The 19,127-nt window shown below is 60.3% G+C and carries 25 protein-coding genes; 15 read left to right on the forward strand and 10 right to left on the reverse strand.

Annotated features, from left to right (window positions below; translation table 11 throughout):
* Positions 1-50 precede the first annotated feature (50 nt).
* The 5 genes from EIY71_RS12630 to EIY71_RS12650 are packed head-to-tail and all read left to right on the forward strand — an operon-like array spanning position 51 to position 3,820.
* Positions 51-458, forward strand: a complete 408-nt coding sequence (locus tag EIY71_RS12630) for a FagA protein (protein ID WP_085711791.1) — start codon at positions 51-53, stop codon at positions 456-458.
* Positions 439-1,815 (forward strand): lyase family protein, encoded by a 1,377-nt coding sequence (locus EIY71_RS12635; RefSeq protein ID WP_134021872.1) that lies wholly within the window; start codon positions 439-441, stop codon positions 1,813-1,815. Before EIY71_RS12630 ends, EIY71_RS12635 begins: the two co-directional genes overlap by 20 nt.
* A 27-nt stretch (positions 1,816-1,842) precedes the next feature.
* Positions 1,843-2,283: a hypothetical protein gene (locus tag EIY71_RS12640; protein ID WP_085711789.1), complete on the forward strand. Its 441-nt coding sequence runs from the start codon at positions 1,843-1,845 to the stop codon at positions 2,281-2,283.
* Position 2,284: 1 nt separating this feature from the next.
* Positions 2,285-2,896, forward strand: a complete 612-nt coding sequence (locus EIY71_RS12645) for a superoxide dismutase (RefSeq protein ID WP_102686870.1) — start codon at positions 2,285-2,287, stop codon at positions 2,894-2,896.
* Positions 2,897-2,926: 30 nt separating this feature from the next.
* The gene (locus EIY71_RS12650; protein WP_102717158.1) at positions 2,927-3,820 is read left to right on the forward strand and encodes a ZIP family metal transporter; all 894 of its coding nucleotides are present in this window, start codon (positions 2,927-2,929) and stop codon (positions 3,818-3,820) included.
* Between the two features lie 37 nt (positions 3,821-3,857).
* Here EIY71_RS12650 and EIY71_RS12655 read toward each other — a convergent pair whose 3' ends face one another.
* The 10 genes from EIY71_RS12655 to EIY71_RS12700 form a co-directional block, all read right to left on the reverse strand.
* Positions 3,858-4,133: an HPr family phosphocarrier protein gene (locus tag EIY71_RS12655; RefSeq protein ID WP_085711786.1), complete on the reverse strand. Its 276-nt coding sequence runs from the start codon at positions 4,131-4,133 to the stop codon at positions 3,858-3,860.
* Between the two features lie 15 nt (positions 4,134-4,148).
* Complete coding sequence (gene rapZ / locus EIY71_RS12660; RefSeq protein WP_085746928.1) at positions 4,149-5,006, reverse strand: RNase adapter RapZ; 858 nt, start codon at positions 5,004-5,006, stop codon at positions 4,149-4,151.
* Between the two features lie 2 nt (positions 5,007-5,008).
* The gene (gene ptsN, locus EIY71_RS12665) at positions 5,009-5,473 is read right to left on the reverse strand and encodes a PTS IIA-like nitrogen regulatory protein PtsN (RefSeq protein WP_007953580.1); all 465 of its coding nucleotides are present in this window, start codon (positions 5,471-5,473) and stop codon (positions 5,009-5,011) included.
* An 11-nt stretch (positions 5,474-5,484) separates the two neighbouring features.
* On the reverse strand, positions 5,485-5,793 hold the full coding sequence (gene hpf / locus EIY71_RS12670; RefSeq protein ID WP_011332471.1) for a ribosome hibernation-promoting factor, HPF/YfiA family: 309 nt from the start codon (positions 5,791-5,793) through the stop codon (positions 5,485-5,487).
* Between the two features lie 73 nt (positions 5,794-5,866).
* Entirely contained in the window at positions 5,867-7,360 is a 1,494-nt protein-coding gene (locus tag EIY71_RS12675) for an RNA polymerase factor sigma-54 (RefSeq protein ID WP_085746929.1), read from the reverse strand.
* Positions 7,361-7,546: 186 nt separating this feature from the next.
* Positions 7,547-8,272 (reverse strand): LPS export ABC transporter ATP-binding protein, encoded by a 726-nt coding sequence (lptB, locus tag EIY71_RS12680; protein WP_007953572.1) that lies wholly within the window; start codon positions 8,270-8,272, stop codon positions 7,547-7,549.
* A complete protein-coding gene (gene lptA / locus EIY71_RS12685) occupies positions 8,272-8,817 on the reverse strand; it encodes a lipopolysaccharide transport periplasmic protein LptA (RefSeq protein ID WP_074691817.1) in 546 nt (181 codons plus the stop codon). The genes lptB and lptA overlap by 1 nt, the downstream gene beginning before the upstream one ends.
* Positions 8,804-9,376 carry an LPS export ABC transporter periplasmic protein LptC gene (gene lptC / locus EIY71_RS12690; RefSeq protein ID WP_007953568.1) on the reverse strand — a complete coding sequence of 191 codons (573 nt, stop codon included), beginning with the start codon at positions 9,374-9,376 and terminating at the stop codon, positions 8,804-8,806. The genes lptA and lptC overlap by 14 nt, the downstream gene beginning before the upstream one ends.
* An 8-nt stretch (positions 9,377-9,384) precedes the next feature.
* Complete coding sequence (locus EIY71_RS12695; RefSeq protein WP_039769294.1) at positions 9,385-9,909, reverse strand: HAD family hydrolase; 525 nt, start codon at positions 9,907-9,909, stop codon at positions 9,385-9,387.
* Positions 9,910-10,884 carry a KpsF/GutQ family sugar-phosphate isomerase gene (locus EIY71_RS12700; protein WP_064593399.1) on the reverse strand — a complete coding sequence of 325 codons (975 nt, stop codon included), beginning with the start codon at positions 10,882-10,884 and terminating at the stop codon, positions 9,910-9,912.
* A 276-nt stretch (positions 10,885-11,160) separates the two neighbouring features.
* On the opposite strand from EIY71_RS12700, the gene EIY71_RS12705 reads away from it, so the two are divergent.
* The 10 genes from EIY71_RS12705 (at position 11,161) to hisC (ending at position 19,113) form a co-directional block, all read left to right on the forward strand.
* A complete protein-coding gene (locus tag EIY71_RS12705) occupies positions 11,161-11,973 on the forward strand; it encodes an ATP-binding cassette domain-containing protein (protein ID WP_085746930.1) in 813 nt (270 codons plus the stop codon).
* The gene (gene mlaE / locus EIY71_RS12710) at positions 11,973-12,770 is read left to right on the forward strand and encodes a lipid asymmetry maintenance ABC transporter permease subunit MlaE (protein WP_007953561.1); all 798 of its coding nucleotides are present in this window, start codon (positions 11,973-11,975) and stop codon (positions 12,768-12,770) included. Before EIY71_RS12705 ends, mlaE begins: the two co-directional genes overlap by 1 nt.
* Positions 12,770-13,237, forward strand: coding sequence for an outer membrane lipid asymmetry maintenance protein MlaD (gene mlaD, locus EIY71_RS12715; RefSeq protein WP_085746931.1), 468 nt, complete (start codon positions 12,770-12,772; stop codon positions 13,235-13,237). Before mlaE ends, mlaD begins: the two co-directional genes overlap by 1 nt.
* 11 nt (positions 13,238-13,248) lie before the next feature.
* On the forward strand, positions 13,249-13,899 hold the full coding sequence (locus EIY71_RS12720) for a phospholipid-binding protein MlaC (RefSeq protein WP_085608079.1): 651 nt from the start codon (positions 13,249-13,251) through the stop codon (positions 13,897-13,899).
* Positions 13,896-14,201 (forward strand): lipid asymmetry maintenance protein MlaB, encoded by a 306-nt coding sequence (locus EIY71_RS12725; protein ID WP_085698468.1) that lies wholly within the window; start codon positions 13,896-13,898, stop codon positions 14,199-14,201. The genes EIY71_RS12720 and EIY71_RS12725 overlap by 4 nt, the downstream gene beginning before the upstream one ends.
* 115 nt (positions 14,202-14,316) lie before the next feature.
* Complete coding sequence (locus EIY71_RS12730) at positions 14,317-14,556, forward strand: BolA family protein (protein ID WP_039769303.1); 240 nt, start codon at positions 14,317-14,319, stop codon at positions 14,554-14,556.
* 22 nt (positions 14,557-14,578) lie between these two features.
* Positions 14,579-15,844 carry a UDP-N-acetylglucosamine 1-carboxyvinyltransferase gene (murA, locus tag EIY71_RS12735; protein ID WP_085746933.1) on the forward strand — a complete coding sequence of 422 codons (1,266 nt, stop codon included), beginning with the start codon at positions 14,579-14,581 and terminating at the stop codon, positions 15,842-15,844.
* A 127-nt stretch (positions 15,845-15,971) separates the two neighbouring features.
* A complete protein-coding gene (hisG, locus tag EIY71_RS12740; protein ID WP_085746934.1) occupies positions 15,972-16,607 on the forward strand; it encodes an ATP phosphoribosyltransferase in 636 nt (211 codons plus the stop codon).
* Positions 16,608-16,732: 125 nt separating this feature from the next.
* Entirely contained in the window at positions 16,733-18,058 is a 1,326-nt protein-coding gene (gene hisD, locus EIY71_RS12745; protein ID WP_007953552.1) for a histidinol dehydrogenase, read from the forward strand.
* A 2-nt stretch (positions 18,059-18,060) separates the two neighbouring features.
* Positions 18,061-19,113, forward strand: a complete 1,053-nt coding sequence (hisC, locus tag EIY71_RS12750; protein WP_134021874.1) for a histidinol-phosphate transaminase — start codon at positions 18,061-18,063, stop codon at positions 19,111-19,113.
* Positions 19,114-19,127: the final 14 nt, after the last annotated feature.

Here is a 19,127-nt window from a genome sequence, read left to right on the forward strand (position 1 = left end):
TTCTCATTATCATATAATAATAAATCTCATTATCGGATGAGCCCAGAATCATGAGTTCTGCCTTGCACGAGCAGCCGTACCTCGAAAGCTGGCGCTGGATGAGTCGCCAGATCCGTTGCGCGATGGATCCCGACGAACCGCGCCTGATCGAACACTACCTGGCTGAAGGCCGGTATCTGGCCTGCTGCACGGCGACCTCGCCCTGGACGGTCGCCGAAACCTCTTTCCGTCTGCTGCTCGACACGGCCACCGACATCGCGTTGCCGTGGCACTGGCGCAGCCTCTGCCTCGATCAAGCCTGGCGCCCGCTGCGTGAAATGGAGCGCCTGTCACTGTGCAAATGCCGGCTCAAACGCTGGCAAAGCTACACCTGGCAGCTCGCCACCTGCGAGTTGCAACCCTCGATTCCTCTTATTGAACTGGTGCAAGGATTTTCAGATGACCAAGACACGTATTGAGCGCGACAGCATGGGCGAACTGCAGGTGCCGGTGGACGCTCTCTACGGCGCGCAGACCCAGCGCGCAGTGGATAACTTCCCGATCAGCGGCAAGCCGATGCCGACCCAGTTCATCCGCGCCCTGATTCTGGCGAAAGCGGCTGCCGCACGCGCCAACGTCGAACTTAACCAGCTCAGCGCCGCGCAAGGCAAAGCCATCAGCGATGCCGCCCAAGGTCTGCTGGAAGACGACTTCATGCAGCATTTCCCGGTGGATATCTTCCAGACCGGCTCCGGCACCAGTTCCAACATGAACGCCAACGAAGTGATCGCCACCCTGGCCAGCCGCCTGCTCGAAGAGCCGGTGAACGCCAACGACCACGTCAACTGCGGGCAGAGCAGCAACGACATCATTCCGACCACCATCCACGTCAGCGCGGCGTTGGCCCTGCACGAACAACTGTTGCCGGCGTTGCTGCATCTGGTGCAAGTGATCGAGCGCAAGGCCGAGCAGGTGCATCACCACGTCAAGACCGGCCGCACCCACTTGATGGACGCCATGCCGGTGCGCATGAGTCAGGTGCTCAACGGTTGGGCGCAGCAACTCAAGGCCAATATCGGTCACCTGCAGGATTTGCTGCCAAGCCTGCAATCCCTGGCCCAGGGCGGCACGGCGGTCGGTACCGGGATCAACGCGCATCCGGAATTTGCTGCGCGTTTCAGCCGCCAATTGAGCCAGTTGACCAACGTCCAGTTCACGCCGGGCAAGGATCTGTTCGCTCTGATCGGCTCGCAAGACACTGCCGTGGCCGTGTCGGGCCAGCTCAAGGCCACCGCCGTGTCGCTGATGAAAATCGCCAACGACCTGCGCTGGATGAACTCCGGCCCGCTCGCCGGTCTCGGTGAAATCGAACTGGAAGGCCTGCAGCCGGGCTCTTCGATCATGCCGGGCAAGGTCAATCCGGTGATTCCGGAAGCCACTGCCATGGTCGCCGCGCAAGTGATCGGCAACGATTCAGTGATCACCATCGCCGGTCAGTCGGGCAATTTCGAACTGAACGTGATGCTGCCAATCATCGCCCAGAACCTGTTGAGCAGCATCGAGTTGCTGGCCAACTCCAGCCGTCTGCTGGCTGACAAGGCCATCGCCAGCTTCAAGGTCAACGAGTCACGCCTCAAGGAAGCGCTGTCGCGCAATCCGATTCTGGTCACCGCGCTCAACCCGATCATCGGTTACCAGAAAGCCGCCGAAATCGCCAAACAGGCCTACAAACAGGGTCGCCCGGTGATCGACGTTGCGCTGGAACACACCGATCTGTCGCGCAGCCAGCTGGAAGAGTTGCTCAATCCCGAGAAACTCACCGCCGGTGGCGTGTAAGCACCGCAACCGCTTTGGAGGTTCACCATGGAGCACTGGAAACGCACGATCGAACGGGCCAATCGCTGCTTCATGCTGGGCGAGCTGATCGATGCCCGCGAGGCTTACCTGCAAGCCCTGGCTTTGGCACAGGTGTTGTTCGAGCGCTGGGCCGATGCCGACGAAGCGGTGGCGGCCTGCGTCATTTCTCATCACAACCTGGCCGACCTGCATCTGCGCCTGAACCAGCCGGAGGAGAGCGCCGAGTACCTGTGCGCGATCCATCAACGACTGTTGCAGACCATGCAGGACGAGCGCCTGCGCCCGGCGCTGCGTGAAGCGGCCCTTCGCCAGAGCAGCAAGACCTACGTCGAGCTGCTCAATTTCATCAGCGAACACGGCGAATACCCGCGCACCCAACGCTTGCTGCACCCGGATACCGGCAATGCGCGCCGCGTGCCTGCCCAACATCACCATGGAGTCCACTGAAATGGCTTTTACCCTGCCAGTCTTGCCTTACGCCTACGACGCACTGGAACCGCACATCGATGCGCAAACCATGGAGATCCACTACACCAAGCATCATCAGACTTATATCAACAATCTGAACGCTGCGGTCGAGGGCACCGAATTCGCGGACTGGCCGGTGGAGAAGCTGGTCGCCAGCGTCCAGCAACTGCCGGAAAAGCTTCGTGCGGCGGTGATCAACCAGGGCGGCGGTCATGCCAACCATTCGCTGTTCTGGGAAGTGATGGTGCCCAACGGCGGTGGCAAACCTGACGGTGCGCTGGCCAAGGCGATCGATGAGCAACTGGGCGGCCTCGACAGCTTCAAGGAAGCCTTCACCAAAGCCGCGCTGACCCGCTTCGGCAGTGGCTGGGCGTGGCTCAGCGTCAACCCGGAAAAGAAACTGGTGGTGGAAAGCAGCGGTAACCAGGACAGCCCGCTGATGAACGGCAACACGCCGATACTCGGCCTCGACGTGTGGGAGCACGCCTACTATCTGCGTTATCAGAACCGTCGGCCGGAATACATCAGCGCGTTCTACAACGTGATCAACTGGCCGGAAGTCGCTGCGCGCTATCAGGCCGCGCTGGTTTAAGTCTCCTATAAAAACAATCCAAGGGTGACTATGGGCACTGAAACACTGGCGATCGGAAGTGGGCGTATGTTTCGTTACGCAATCGGTTCGCTGTTGCTGTTGGCGGGCATGACCTTGCTGGTCGCCCACGGACTGGAATGGCTGAATCTGGAACCGAAGTTGTCGCGGGCATTGCAGGGCGGCGCGATCTGCGCCCTCGGCACCGCACTCGGCGCGGTTCCGGTGCTGGTGATCCGCAACATGCCCCAGGCGCTGGGCGATACGCTGCTGGGTTTTGGCGCCGGCGTGATGCTGGCAGCGACCGCGTTTTCGTTGATCGTCCCGGGAATCGCTGCCGCCGAAAGTCTGGGTCTGAGCCCGTGGGGTGCCAGCGGTCTGATCTGCTTCGGCATCATGCTCGGAGCATTCGGCCTGTATCTGGTTGATCGCAAGGTGTCCGGGGCTTCGCCGGAAATGCTCATCGGCACTGTCGAGCATCCGGTGATTCCGCCACGTATCTGGTTGTTCGTGTTTGCCATCATTGCCCATAACATCCCGGAAGGCATGGCCGTCGGTGTTTCCGCTGGCGGCGGCATGCCGGACGCTGACAGCCTGGCGATGGGCATCGCCTTGCAGGATGTGCCGGAAGGACTGGTCATTGCGCTGGTGTTGGCCGGAGCCGGGATGTCGCGGGTCAAGGCGTTTCTGATCGGGGCGGCATCGGGCCTGGTCGAGCCGGTGTTTGCACTGCTGTGTGCATGGCTGGTCAGCCTGGCGGAACTGTTATTACCCCTGGGACTGGCGCTGGCGGCCGGGGCAATGCTGTTGGTGGTGACTCACGAAGTGATCCCGGAGTCGCGGCGCAATGGTCACGACAAGCTGGCGAGCCTGGGATTGTTGATCGGGTTCTGCCTGATGATGGTGATGGATACGGCGTTGGGATGAGAGGGAGGCTTGCTCCCTCCCTCGACACTAAAGGCTTTCAACCGCCTTCGTCGAAGTAGTTGTTGATCAGCGCGACCAGCGCATCCATGGCTTCCTGTTCCTGATGACCCTCAGTACTCAGGTGGATTTTGGTGCCCTTGCCGGCGGCGAGCATCATCATCGCCATGATACTTTTGCCATCAACCGTGGTTTCCGGGGTGCGACCCACTCTGATCGTGCAGTCGGGATATTGACCCGCCACGCCAACGAACTTTGCCGACGCCCGGGCATGCAGGCCCAGCTTGTTGATGATTTCGATTTCCAGAGCAGGCATCGCGGTGTGAATCCTTTAGCTGAGGTCGCGGTGGCGAACCTGGACGTTCTTCAGGGTTTTCTGCAGGGCCTGACCCAGGCGTTCGGTCAGGTAGACGGAACGGTGGTGTCCGCCGGTGCAGCCAATGGCAATGGTCACATAAGCGCGATTGCTCGCAGCGAAGCGCGGCAGCCATTTGAACAGGTACGCATAGATGTCCTGGAACATCTCTTCGACCTCCGGCTGCGCCGCCAGGTATTCCGCCACAGGCTCATCGAGCCCGGATTGTGCGCGTAATTCCGGTTTCCAGTACGGATTGGGCAGGCAGCGTACATCGAACACCAGATCCGCATCCACCGGCATGCCGCGTTTGAAACCGAACGACTCCACCAGAAATGCAGTCCCCGGCTCCGGTTGGTTCAACAGTCGCAGCTTGATGGTATCGCGCAGCTGGTAGAGGTTCAGATTGGTGGTATTGACCTTCAGGTCGGCCAGATCGGCGATCGGGCCCAGCAGCGCGGTTTCGTCGTTGATGGCTTCGGCCAGCGAGCGATTGGCATTGCTGAGCGGGTGGCGACGACGGGTTTCCGAAAAACGTTTGAGCAACGTTTCGTCATCGGCGTCCAGGTACAGGACATCACACTGGATGTGCCGGCTGCGCACTTCCTCGAGCAACTCTGGAAAGCGTGACAGATGGCTCGGCAGGTTGCGGGCGTCGATCGAGACCGCCACCTGTGGCTGGAGCATTTCGGTATGAACCAGCGCGCGCTCGGCGAGGTCTGGCAACAAGCCGGCTGGCAGGTTGTCAATGCAGTAGTAGCCGTTGTCCTCAAGGACATCCAGGGCGGTACTTTTACCCGAGCCGGAACGGCCACTGACAATGATCAAGCGCATGGTTACGGCCTGTTCTGTTCTTCCAGTACAACCTGGTACAAGGCTTCGTTGCTTGGCGCGCTGCGCAGTCTGTCGCGCACGTCCTTGCGGTCGAGCATGCTGGCAATCTGGCGTAACAGCTCCAGGTGCGCATCGGTGGCGGCTTCCGGCACCAGCAGGACGAACAACAGGTCCACAGGCGCGCCGTCGATAGCGTCGAAATCGATAGGGGCATCAAGGTGCATCAGCGCACTGATCGGCGCTTCGCAGCCCTTGAGGCGGCAGTGAGGAATGGCGATGCCGTTGCCAAAACCGGTGGAACCCAGTTTTTCACGGGCAATCAATGCCTCGAAGACATCTTGCATCTCCAGATCCGGAACTTCCCGGGCGATCAGGTTGGCAATTTGTTCGAGGGCTTTCTTTTTACTGCCGCCCGGCACGTTCACCAGGGAACGGCCGGGGGTCAGGATACTTTCAAGTCGGATCATGGGGGTGGGGGTTATCGACCGGTAGCGCCCTGAAGCAGGCTCTGGGTCTTTTCCTTATGCTTTTTGAGTTGTTTATCAAGCTTGTCGGTCAACGCGTCGATCGCAGCGTACATATCGGTATGTTCCGCGTTTGCGACGACCTCGTTACCGGGAATATGCAGCGTGGCTTCGATTTTCTGCTTCAGCTTTTCGACGCACATCGTGACCTGTACGTTGGTGATCTTGTCGAAATGCCCTTCGAGCTTCTTGAGCTTGAGCTCGATGTACTCGCGCAGAGGCTGGGTAACTTCCAGTTGGTGTCCACTGATGTTGACTTGCATACAGCTTCTCCTTCGTTGCCAGTGCATAAAGCGGCAGGCCGAAAAGCCTGCCACTGGAACGCTGTAACGTGGCTTACATCAACCGCTTGCGTTCGCTCGAAGGCGCGATCCCGAGGGATTCGCGGTACTTGGCGACGGTGCGGCGAGCCACCTGAATGCCTTGTGCCTCCAGTAAACCAGCGATCTTGCTGTCACTCAACGGCTTTTTCTGATTTTCCGCGGCAACCAGTTTCTTGATGATCGCGCGGATCGCCGTGGACGAGCATTCACCGCCTTCTGAGGTGCTCACATGGCTGGAGAAAAAGTATTTCAGTTCATATATGCCCCGTGGGGTATGCATGAATTTCTGCGTGGTCACCCGCGAAATCGTCGACTCGTGCATGCCAACCGCCTCAGCAATGTCGTGCAGGACCAGCGGCTTCATGGCTTCGTCGCCGTACTCCAGAAAGCCGCGCTGATGCTCGACGATCTGGGTGGCTACTTTCATCAGGGTTTCGTTGCGGCTCTGCAGGCTCTTGATGAACCAGCGAGCTTCCTGCAACTGATTGCGCATGAAGGTATTGTCGGCGCTGGTGTCGGCACGGCGCACGAAACCGGCGTATTGGGCGTTGACCCGCAGGCGCGGTACCGATTCCTGGTTCAGCTCGACCAGCCAGCGCTCGTTGTCCTTGCGCACGATGACGTCAGGCACCACGTACTCGGCTTCGGTGGATTCGATCTGCGAGCCTGGGCGCGGATTGAGGCTCTGCACCAGTTCGATGACCTGGCGCAGTTCATCTTCCTTGAGCTTCATGCGCCGCATCAGCTGGCTGTAGTCGCGGCTGCCGAGCAGGTCAATGTAATCGGTGACCAGACGTTTGGCCTCGGCCAGCCAAGGGGTCTTGGCCGACAGCTGGCGCAATTGCAGCAGCAGGCATTCGCCCAGGTTGCGTGCGCCGATGCCTGCCGGCTCGAATTGCTGGATGCGGTGCAGGACGGCTTCGATCTCGTCCAGCTCGATGTCGAGCTCGGGATCGAAGGCTTCGAGAATTTCTTCGAGGGTTTCGTCCAGGTAGCCCTGATTGTTGATGCAATCGATCAGGGTGACGGCGATCAGGCGATCGGTGTCGGACATCGGTGCGAGGTTCAACTGCCACAGCAGGTGGCTTTGCAGGCTCTCGCCGGCGGAGGTGCGGGTGGTGAAGTCCCACTCGTCATCGTCGCTGCTCGGCAGGCTGCTGGCGCTGGTCTGGTAGACGTCTTCCCAGGCGGTGTCAACGGGCAGTTCGTTGGGGATTCGCTCGTTCCATTCGCCGTCTTCGAGGTTGTCGACTGTCGGCGCGGTCTCCTGATAAGAAGGTTCCTGGATCTCGGTGTTGGGCTTCTGTTCGGCGTTGTCGGCCATGGGATCGGAGTTGTCGAAGTCGTCGCCGTCTTCCTGGCGTTCGAGCATCGGATTGGATTCCAGAGCCTCCTGGATTTCCTGTTGCAGATCCAGGGTAGACAATTGGAGCAGGCGGATGGCCTGTTGCAGCTGCGGTGTCATCGTCAGCTGCTGGCCCATTCTCAAGACTAGCGATGGTTTCATGGCAGGGGCTTAACACCTTATTCGCCGGCGCTATGCGCCATCCACTACAGGGCGCCGGAGCGCCAAACTTAAGCAAATTATATGCCTGAAACTGTCGTGTTTGCCTAGAGCGCTGTAACAATAAAAGCGTATAAAAAAGCGCTTCAACGTTACAGCACCCGGACGGCTGGTCGAATACCGTCGAGCTTACAGGCGGAACTCGTGGCCCAGGTAGACTTCCTTCACCAGATCGTTGGCGAGGATGGTCGCGGAGTCGCCTTCGGCGATCAACTGGCCATCGTTGACGATGTAGGCGGTTTCGCAGATATCCAGCGTCTCACGGACGTTGTGGTCGGTGATCAGTACACCGATGCCCTTGGCCTTGAGGTGGTGGATGATCTGCTTGATGTCGCCGACAGAGATCGGGTCGACACCGGCGAACGGTTCGTCGAGCAGGATGAATTTCGGTGCCGTGGCCAGTGCACGGGCGATTTCCACCCGGCGGCGCTCACCACCGGACAGGCTCATGCCGAGGTTGTCGCGGATGTGGCTGATGTGGAATTCCTGCAGCAGGCTTTCCAACTCCTTGCGACGACCGGCCTTGTCGAGCTCCTGACGGGTCTCAAGGATGGCCATGATGTTGTCGGCTACCGACAGTTTGCGGAAGATCGACGCTTCTTGCGGCAGATAGCCGATACCGGCCTTGGCGCGGCCGTGCATCGGCTGGTGGCTGACGTCCAGATCGTCGATCAGTACGCGACCCTGATCGGCCTGGACCAGACCGACGATCATGTAGAAGCAGGTGGTCTTGCCGGCGCCGTTAGGGCCGAGCAGGCCGACGATCTGACCGCTGTCGATCGACAGGCTGACGTCGCGCACGACCTGGCGGCTTTTATAGGCCTTGGCCAGGTGCTGAGCTTTCAGAGTTGCCATTACTGGGTTTTCTCGTCGGTTTTCTTCTTCGGCTGGATCACCATGTCAATGCGCGGACGCGCTTCGGTGACCTTGTTGCCGGTGGCACGACCAGCGCTGGCCAGTTTTTTCACCGTGTCATAGACGATTTTCTCGCCCTGAGTGGTGTTGTTGTCCTTGTCGACGACTTTCGCCTTGTCGATCAGCACAACGCGGTTTTGCGCGGCGTGGTACTGAATGGTCACGCCCCAGCCCTGTACAGGCTTGGTGTCGCCCGCCGTCTGCAACTGCTCGAAGTAGGCAAGGTTGCCCACCGAGGTCACGACGTCGATATCGCCGGTCTGGGTGCGGGTGATGGTCACGGTGTTGCCTTTGACGATCATCGAACCCTGAGTGATGATCACGTCACCTTTATAGGTAGCAACGCCGTTCTTGTCGTCCAGCTGGGCATCGTCGGCCTGAATACGGATTGGCTGCTCTTGATCGTTCGGCAGAGCCCAGGCGCTCACGCTTCCCAGTGCTGCGCCCAGACTGAGCAAAATAGGGAGGGTTTTAACGAGCCTCATACTGTCCTCTTACGTTCGATAGCAGGTGTATCCTGCTTTCCTTCAAATACGCTTTCATTCCTACGCCAGTCGATACACCGCCAGCGCCGTCGATTCTAACGGGTTGCTGGGTCTGCGCATATTGCTGCTGCGGGAACACCGTCATGCGAGTGGAGGTGATCAGGGTGTCGCGGTTCTTTTCGTCGGTGCGCTTGACGCGTACCGAGTCGATCAGCTCGACCTCGGTGCCACCGGAGTTCACTTCACCGCGTTCACTGGTCACGTGCCATGGGAAATCGGTGCCACGGAACATGTTCAGATCAGGCTTGGTGACCAGTGTAATGTCGGTCGCCTTGACGTGCTCAGCCTTGTCGGACGTCATTTCGTACTGCACTTTGCCGTCTTCGAGGTACTGGATCGTGTGGGTATTGGTCGCATACCAGTCGATCGGGCTTTCCTCTGCCGAAACCGGCGGTTTGTCGAGGAAGCGTTCCGGGCTGATGTTCCAGTAGCCGACCGCACCGAATATCGCTGCGATGCAACCGAACAGCAGGATGTTGCGAAACTTTTTGCTAAACATGGTTGGACTCACAGGTACGCGTTGTTGGCGGCGTCGAGGCTGCCTTGGGCGCGCAGGATCAGTTCGCAGAATTCGCGGGCGGCACCTTCGCCGCCACGGGCCTGGGTGACGCCATGGGCGTGCTCGCGCACAAAGGGGGCGGCGTTGGCCACGGCCATGCCCAGCCCTACACGGCGGATCACCGGCAGGTCCGGCAGGTCGTCACCGAGGTAAGCCACTTGCTCATAGCTTAGGCCCAGTTGCTCCAGAAGACCGTCGAGCACGACCAGTTTGTCTTCGCGGCCCTGAAACAGGTGCGGGATCCCCAGGTTTTTTGCCCGGCGTTCGACCACCGGGGTCTTGCGACCACTGATGATGGCGGTCTGTACACCAGCATTCATCAGCATCTTGATGCCCTGGCCATCGAGTGTATTGAAAGTCTTGAACTCGCTGCCGTCTTCAAGGAAGTACAGGCGACCGTCGGTGAGGACGCCGTCGACGTCGAAAACCGCCAGTTTGATGGCTTTGCCGCGTTGCAGCAGATCGGTGCTCATTTACATCACTCCTGCGCGCAGCAGATCGGAGAGGTTGAAGGCGCCGATCGGGCGATCCTCTTCATCTACGACAACCAGCGCGTTGATTCGGTGGTCTTCCATGATTTTCAGGGCTTCGGCCGCGAGCATCTCGGCGCGGGCGGTCTTGCCGTGCACGGTCATTACCTGGTCGATGGTGGCGCTATGGATATCAATGCTGCGATCCAGGGTGCGGCGCAGGTCGCCGTCAGTGAAGATCCCGGCCAGTTTGCCGTCCGTTTCAAGAATGACGGTCATGCCCAGACCCTTGCGGGTCATTTCCATCAGCGCGTCCTTGAGCAGGGTGCCGCGCTGTACCTGCGGCAGTTCCTGACCGGCGTGCATGACATTTTCCACTTTCAGCAGCAGGCGTCGGCCCAGTGCGCCGCCCGGGTGGGAAAAGGCGAAATCTTCGGCAGTGAAGCCGCGCGCTTCCAGCAGCGCCACGGCCAGGGCGTCGCCCATGACCAGCGCAGCGGTGGTCGAGGAGGTCGGTGCGAGGTTCAGCGGGCAGGCTTCGTGTTCGACGTGAACGTTGAGATTGACCTCGGCAGCCTTGGCAAGCGGCGATTGCGGGTTGCCGGTGACGCTGATCAGCTGGATGCCCAGGCGCTTGATCAGTGGCAGCAGGGTGACGATTTCGTTAGTGGAGCCGGAGTTCGACAGGGCCAGAATCACGTCATCGCGAGTGATCATGCCCATGTCGCCGTGGCTGGCCTCGGCCGGGTGCACGAAAAACGCCGGGGTGCCGGTGCTGGCCAGGGTCGCGGCAATCTTGTTGCCAATGTGCCCGGACTTGCCCATACCGACCACGACAACACGGCCCTTGCTGGCCAGAATCATCTCGCAAGCGCGTACGAAATCGGCGTCGATATGGGGCAACAAGCCTTGTACGGCTTCCACTTCGAGGCGGATGGTGCGTTGTGCCGATTGAATCAGGTCGCTGGTTTGGCTCATGTCAGAAATCGTATAGCCCGATGAAAAGGCGGCGATTATAGCGGTTATGTTGAAAAGCCTCACGCAAGTTCGTCGTGCTTTGTCATTCCTCGTTACCAAAACTCTGTAAATAAGGCCTGAAGCCCTTCAACTCGCCGAATGCGGGCCGGTGCAGGCCTTGGGCGCTTGCCCTTTGCAGTGATATAGTTCGCCGCCAGTTCGGCCTGCCCGGGATGTAGGGGCTTTCTTCCAGGAAGCCAGGCGTCCGAGTGAGAGGCTGCATCGCAAGGAGTTTAGATGAGTGCCGATAACGCCTACGCGGTCGAGCTGAAGGGAGTCTCCTTCAAGCGCGGTGCGCGGAGCATTTTCAATAACGTCGATATCCGCATCCCGCGCGGCAAGGTCACCGGCATCATGGGGCCTTCCGGGTGTGGCAAGACCACGCTGCTGCGCCTGATGGGCGCGCAGTTGCGGCCATCCAAAGGCGAGGTCTGGGTCAACGGCCAGAACCTGCCGAAGCTGTCGCGCAGCGATCTGTTCGATGCGCGCAAGCACATGGGCGTGCTGTTTCAGAGCGGTGCGCTGTTCACCGATCTCGATGTGTTCGAGAACGTCGCCTTCCCGCTTCGTGTTCATACCGACCTGCCGGACGAGATGATCCGCGACATCGTGCTGCTCAAATTGCAGGCGGTGGGGCTGCGCGGGGCGATCGAACTGATGCCCGACGAGCTGTCTGGCGGCATGAAGCGCCGCGTTGCCCTGGCCCGGGCCATTGCCCTCGATCCGCAGATTCTCATGTACGACGAACCGTTCGTCGGCCAGGATCCGATCGCCATGGGCGTTCTGGTTCGCCTGATCCGTCTGCTCAACGATGCCCTGGGGATCACCAGCATCGTGGTGTCCCACGATCTCGCCGAAACCGCGAGCATCGCCGACTACATCTATGTGGTCGGTGATGGGCAGGTATTGGGGCAGGGCACGCCGGACGAACTGATGAACTCGGACGATCCGCGTATCCGCCAGTTCATGACCGGTGAACCCGACGGCCCGGTGCCGTATCACTTTCCAGCGCCGGATTACCGCGCAGATCTTCTGGGGAAGCGCCGCTGATGCGCAGAATTACATTAATGGAGCGTGTACGTCGCTTCGGCCTCGCCGGAATCGACAGCGTCGCAGTGTTCGGGCGTTCGACCCTGTTCCTGTTTCATGCCTTGCTCGGTCGTGGCGGCATCGGTGGCGGTTTTGGCCTGCTGGTCAAGCAGCTGCACTCCGTCGGTGTGATGTCGCTGGTGATCATCGTGGTGTCCGGGATTTTCATCGGCATGGTGCTGGCGCTGCAGGGCTTCAACATCCTGTCGAGCTACGGCTCGGAGCAGGCTGTCGGGCAGATGGTGGCGCTGACCCTGCTGCGTGAACTGGGGCCGGTGGTGACCGCGCTGTTGTTCGCCGGTCGTGCCGGTTCGGCGCTGACCGCGGAAATCGGCAACATGAAATCCACCGAGCAGTTGTCCAGCCTGGAAATGATCGGGGTCGACCCGCTCAAGTACATCATCGCTCCGCGTCTGTGGGCCGGCTTCATTTCCCTGCCGGTGCTGGCGATGATCTTCAGCGTGGTCGGCATCTGGGGCGGTTCGTGGGTCGCCGTCGACTGGCTGGGCGTCTACGAAGGTTCCTACTGGTCGAACATGCAGAACAGCGTGAGCTTCGGTGACGATGTGCTCAACGGCATCATCAAAAGTGCAGTATTCGCTTTTGTCGTCACCTGGATCGCCGTATTTCAAGGCTATGACTGCGAACCCACTTCCGAGGGGATCAGTCGTGCCACCACCAAGACCGTGGTTTACGCCTCGCTGGCAGTACTCGGCCTGGACTTTATTCTGACCGCTTTGATGTTTGGAGATTTCTGATGCAAAACCGCACCCTGGAAATCGGTGTCGGCCTGTTCCTGCTGGCAGGGATCCTGGCCTTGTTGCTGCTGGCCCTGCGGGTCAGTGGCCTGTCTCCGACTTCGACCACCGATACCTACAAGCTTTACGCGTATTTCGACAATATCGCCGGTCTGACGGTCAGAGCCAAAGTGACCATGGCGGGTGTGACCATTGGCAAGGTCACCGCGATCGATCTGGACCGCGACAGCTTCACCGGTCGGGTGACCCTGCAAGTGGATAAAAGCGTCGACAATCTGCCGACCGACTCCACAGCATCTATCCTGACTGCGGGTCTGCTGGGCGAGAAGTACATCGGTATCAGCGTGGGCGGGGAAGACACTCCGCTCAAGGATGGTGGAACCATCCACGACACACAGTCGTCTCTGGTACTGGAAGACCTGATCGGTAAATTCCTGCTCAATACCGTTAGCAAAGACGCCAAATGAGGAGCTTTTGAATGATCTCTACCTTGCGACGTGGCCTGTTGGTGTTGCTTGCGGCACTGCCGCTGGTGGCTAACGCCGTGGCGGCACAATCGGCGCACGATCTGGTTCAGGACACCACGAACCGGATGCTCGCCGATCTGTCGGCCAATAAAGAGAAGTACAAGCAGGATCCGCAGGACTTCTACACCGCGTTGAACACCATCGTCGGGCCGGTCGTGGATGCCGAGGGCATTTCCAAGAGCATCATGACGGTCAAGTATTCGCGCAAGGCAACCCCGGCGCAGATGAAGACCTTTGAGGAAAACTTCAAGCGCGGCCTGTTCCAGTTCTACGGCAACGCCTTGCTCGAGTACAACAACCAGGGCATCACCGTCGATGCGCCAAAGGATGAGTCGGGCGACCGCACCAGCGTCGGCATGACCGTCAAGGGCAACAACGGCGCGATCTATCCGGTGTCGTACACCCTGGAGAAGATCAACGGCGAGTGGAAACTGCGTAACGTGATCATCAACGGCATCAACATCGGCAAGCTGTTCCGTGACCAGTTCGCCGACGCCATGCAGCGCAATGGCAACGACCTGGACAAGACCATCAACGGCTGGGCCGGTGAAGTCGCCAAGGCCAAGCAGTCGGCCGAGCAGAATGAGAAGCCTGCGCAATGACCGAGTCGGCCATTCGTCTGGACGAAGCCAGTGAGCTGCAACTCAGCGGCGTGCTGGATTATCGCACCGCCCCTGACCTGCGCGAGCAGGGCAGGGCGCTGATCAAGTCGTGCAATGCCCCGGCATTGGTGATCGATTGTTCGGCGGTGGAGAAGTCCAGCAGCGTCGGTCTGTCGCTGCTGCTGTGCTTCATTCGCGATGCCAAGGCCGCCGGCAAGGCGGTCAGCATCCGCGGGATGCCCGAAGACATGCGTGAAATTGCTCAGGTCAGCGAACTGACCGAGCTGTTGGCGCAACCCTGAACCCGCATCTATAGAGAAGCCCCCCGTCAGAGTCCTGCGCAGCGGGGTTCGCAGGCGCGGGGCTTTTTTGTATGATGTCCGACCCGTGCGCACAGGGCGCCGATTGAGGTTGAGCATGCAGGCCGTAGAAGTGAAGAGCTTCCTTGAAGGAAAGCTGCCAGGAACGCTGGTGGAAGTTGAAGGCGAAGGCTGCAACTTCCAGCTGAACGTGATTAGTGATGAACTGGCGGCGTTGAGCCCGGTCAAGCGTCAGCAAAGCATCTATGCCCATTTGAACCCTTGGATCGCCGATGGCAGCATCCACGCGGTCACTATGAAATTTTTCAGCAGCGCGGCCTGGGCCGAGCGCACCTGAGCCCTAGGGCGTCGAGATTCTTATGGATAAATTGATTATTACCGGTGGCGCTCGTCTTGATGGCGAGATCCGCATCTCCGGGGCGAAGAACTCCGCCCTGCCAATCCTGGCCGCCACCCTGCTGTGCGATGGCCCGGTTACCGTTGGCAACCTGCCGCACCTGCACGACATCACCACCATGATCGAGCTGTTCGGTCGCATGGGCATCGAGCCTGTGATCGACGAAAAGCTCAGCGTCGAAATCGACCCGCGCACCATCAAGACCCTGATCGCTCCGTACGAACTGGTGAAAACCATGCGTGCCTCGATCCTGGTGCTGGGCCCGATGGTCGCACGTTTCGGTGAAGCCGAAGTCGCACTGCCTGGTGGCTGCGCCATCGGCTCGCGTCCGGTCGACCTGCACATCCGAGGTCTGGAAGCCATGGGCGCGGTCATCGACGTCGAAGGCGGCTACATCAAGGCCAAGGCCCCTGAAGGCGGCCTGCGCGGCGCGCACTTCTTCTTCGATACCGTCAGCGTGACCGGTACCGAAAACATCATGATGGCTGCTGCTCTGGCCAAGGGCCGCAGCGTACTGCAGAACGCCGCTCGCGAACCTGAAGTGGTCGACCTGGCGAACTTCCTGAACGCCATGGGCGCCAAGGTATCCGGTGCCGGCACCGACACCATCACCATCGACGGCGTCGAGCGTCTGGGTTCGACCTTCTACAAAGTCATGCCTGACCGTATCGAAACCGGTACCTACCTGGTGGCCGCTGCGGTTACCGGTGGCCGTGTGAAGGTCAAGGACACCGATCCGACCATTCTCGAAGCCGTTCTGGAAAAGCTGCGTGAAGCCGGCGCCGAAATCACCAGCGGCGAAGACTGGATCGAGCTGAACATGCACGGCAAGCGCCCTAAAGCGGTCAACGTGCGCACCGCGCCGTACCCGGCGTTCCCGACCGACATGCAGGCGCAGTTCATCTCGCTCAACGCGATTGCCGAAGGCACTGGTGCGGTCATCGAGACGATCTTCGAAAACCGTTTCATGCACGTGTACGAACTGCACCGCATGGGCGCCAAGATCCAGGTCGAAGGCAACACGGCCATCGTTACCGGTACTGAAATCCTCAAGGGCGCGCCGGTGATGGCTACCGACCTGCGGGCTTCGGCAAGCCTCGTGATTTCGGCCCTGATGGCTGAAGGCGATACCCTGATCGACCGCATCTACCACATCGACCGTGGTTACGAGTGCATCGAGGAAAAACTGCAGATGCTGGGCGCCAAGATCCGTCGCGTTCCGGGCTAGTCGCTGCATCTGGACACAGGGAAGTGTCCGTTGAATTCGTTTTGATCGGGGGTGGTAACGCCCTCGATGTATGTCCGGCGCCGATTGCGACCGGACATGAGTACCTTGATAAGGACTGACGTTTCCCATGTTGACCATCGCACTGTCCAAGGGCCGCATCCTTGACGACACCCTGCCGCTTCTCGCCGAAGCGGGCATCGTGCCGACCGAGAATCCGGACAAGAGCCGCAAGCTGATCATCCCCACGACCCAGGAAGATGTTCGCCTGTTGATCGTGCGTGCCACCGACGTGCCGACCTATGTCGAGCATGGCGCGGCCGACCTCGGCGTTGCCGGTAAAGACGTGCTGATGGAATACAGCGGCCAAGGCCTGTACGAGCCGCTGGATCTGCAGATTGCCCAGTGCAAGCTGATGACCGCCGGCAAGGTCGGCGCGGTCGAGCCCAAGGGCCGCCTGCGCGTCGCCACCAAATTCGTCAACGTCGCCAAGCGTTACTACGCCGAGCAGGGCCGTCAGGTCGACATCATCAAGCTGTACGGCTCGATGGAACTTGCACCGCTGATCGGTCTGGCCGACAAGATCATCGACGTGGTCGACACCGGCAACACTCTGCGTGCCAACGGCCTGGAACCCCAGGAACTGATCGCCACGATCAGCTCGCGTCTGGTGGTCAATAAAGCTTCGATGAAAATGCAACACGCCCGAATCCAGGCGTTGATCGACACCCTGCGCAAGGCAGTGGAGTCTCGACACCGCGGCTGATGTACCTGCGCGACGTTAAGTCGCGCCCGTCTATCCGCCTCATAGCCAGAATCTCAGGTGCCCAAGCGGAAACGACTGCTAAGTTAGGGCGCCTGAGTTTTTGCCATTCCTATGAGGCTCTCGCTATGACCGCACCGACTGCAATTCGCCGACTCAACGCTGCTGACCCGGATTTCGCGCATCATCTGGATCATCTGCTGAGCTGGGAAAGTGTGTCTGACGACTCGGTCAATCAGCGGGTGCTGGACATCATCAAGGCTGTGCGCGAGCGCGGTGACGCGGCGCTGGTCGAGTTCACCCAGAAATTCGATGGCTTGGAAGTCGCTTCGATGGCGGACCTGATCCTGCCGCGCGAGCGTCTGGAACTGGCCCTGACCCGCATCACTGTCCCGCAACGCGAAGCGCTGGAAAAAGCCGCCGCCCGCGTGCGCAGCTATCACGAGAAACAGAAGCAGGACTCCTGGAGCTACACCGAGGCCGACGGCACGGTGCTGGGCCAGAAAGTCACGCCACTGGATCGTGCTGGCCTGTACGTACCAGGCGGCAAGGCCTCGTACCCGTCGTCGGTGTTGATGAACGCGATTCCGGCCAAGGTCGCCGGCGTGACCGAAGTGGTCATGGTGGTGCCGACCCCGCGCGGTGAGGTCAACGAGCTGGTGCTGGCGGCGGCGTGCATCGCCGGCGTCGACCGGGTGTTCACCATCGGTGGCGCGCAAGCCGTTGCCGCATTGGCCTATGGCACCGAAAGCGTGCCGCAGGTGGACAAGGTCGTCGGCCCGGGCAATATCTACGTCGCCACGGCCAAGCGTCACGTATTCGGTCAGGTCGGCATCGACATGATCGCCGGCCCGTCGGAAATCCTCGTGGTGTGCGACGGCCAGACAGATCCGGACTGGATCGCCATGGACCTGTTCTCCCAGGCCGAGCACGACGAAGACGCCCAGGCGATTCTGGTCAGCCCGGACGCCGAATTCCTCGACAAGGTCGCCGCCAGCATCGACAAACTGCTGCCGACCATGGATCGCGCGACCATCATCGAAACCTCGATCAACGGCCGTGGTGCCCTGATTCACGTGCGCGACATGGCCCAGGCCATCGAAGTCGCCAACCGCATCGCGCCGGAACACCTTGAACTGTCGGTCGCAGACCCGCAGGCCTGGCTGCCGCAGATCCGCCACGCCGGCGCGATCTTCATGGGCCGCCACACCTCCGAAGCGCTGGGCGACTACTGCGCAGGTCCGAACCATGTGTTGCCGACCTCCGGCACCGCGCGTTTCTCCTCGCCGCTGGGCGTGTATGACTTCCAGAAGCGTTCGTCGATCATCTTCTGCTCCGAGGCCGGTGCTTCGGAACTCGGCAAGACCGCATCGATCCTGGCCCGTGGCGAATCGCTGAGCGCCCACGCGCGCAGCGCCGAATACCGCATCAAAGACGAAGTGAAGGGGAACTGAACATGAGTAAATTCTGGAGCCCGTTCGTCAAGGATCTGGTGCCGTATGTGCCGGGCGAGCAGCCGAAGCTGACCCGTCTGGTCAAACTCAACACCAACGAAAACCCGTACGGCCCGTCGCCAAAAGCCCTGGCGGCGATGCAGACCGAACTCAACGACAACCTGCGTCTGTACCCGGACCCGAACAGCGATCTGCTGAAAAACGCCGTCGCCAAGTACTACGGCGTACAAAGCAATCAAGTGTTCCTCGGCAACGGTTCGGACGAAGTGCTGGCGCACATCTTCCACGGTCTGCTGCAACACGATCAGCCGATCCTGTTCCCGGACATCAGCTACAGCTTCTATCCGGTCTATTGCGGCCTTTACGGCGTCAAGTTCGACGCGGTGTCGCTGGATGCGCAGTTCCAGATCAACCCGGCGAACTACGCCAAGCCGAACGGCGGGATCATCTTCCCCAACCCGAACGCGCCTACCGGTTGCCTGCTGGCGCTGGAAGCGGTCGAGCAGATCCTCAAGGCCAGCCCGGATTCGGTGGTGGTGGTCGACGAGGCCTACATCGACTTCGGCGGCGAAACCGCGATCAGCCTGGTCGATCGCTATCCGAACCTGCTGGTGACCCAGACCCTGTCCAAGTCCCGTTCGCTCGCGGGCCTGCGGGTCGGTCTGGCGGTCGGCCATCCGGACCTGATCGAGGCGCTGGAGCGGATCAAGAACAGCTTCAACTCCTACCCGATCGATCGCATGGCGAATGTCGGCGCGGCGGCGGCGTTCGAAGATCGCGAGTACTTCGACAAGACCTGCGCATTGGTCATCGAGAGTCGCGAGTGGGTGGTTGCGCAGTTGCAGGCCAAGGGCTTTGAAGTGCTGCCGTCAGCGGCGAACTTCATCTTCGCCCGGCATCCGCAACACGATGCGGCGGGGCTGGCGGCCAAACTGCGTGAGCAGGGCGTGATCGTGCGCCACTTCAAGCAGGAGCGGATTGCCCAGTTCCTGCGGATCTCGATCGGCACGCCGGAGCAGAATCAGGCGTTGATCGACGGTCTGGGCGAACTCTGAAACGACGCTGGTCC

The organism is Pseudomonas sp. CH235 (assembly GCF_004368175.1).
Lineage (GTDB): Bacteria > Pseudomonadota > Gammaproteobacteria > Pseudomonadales > Pseudomonadaceae > Aquipseudomonas > Aquipseudomonas paraglycinae.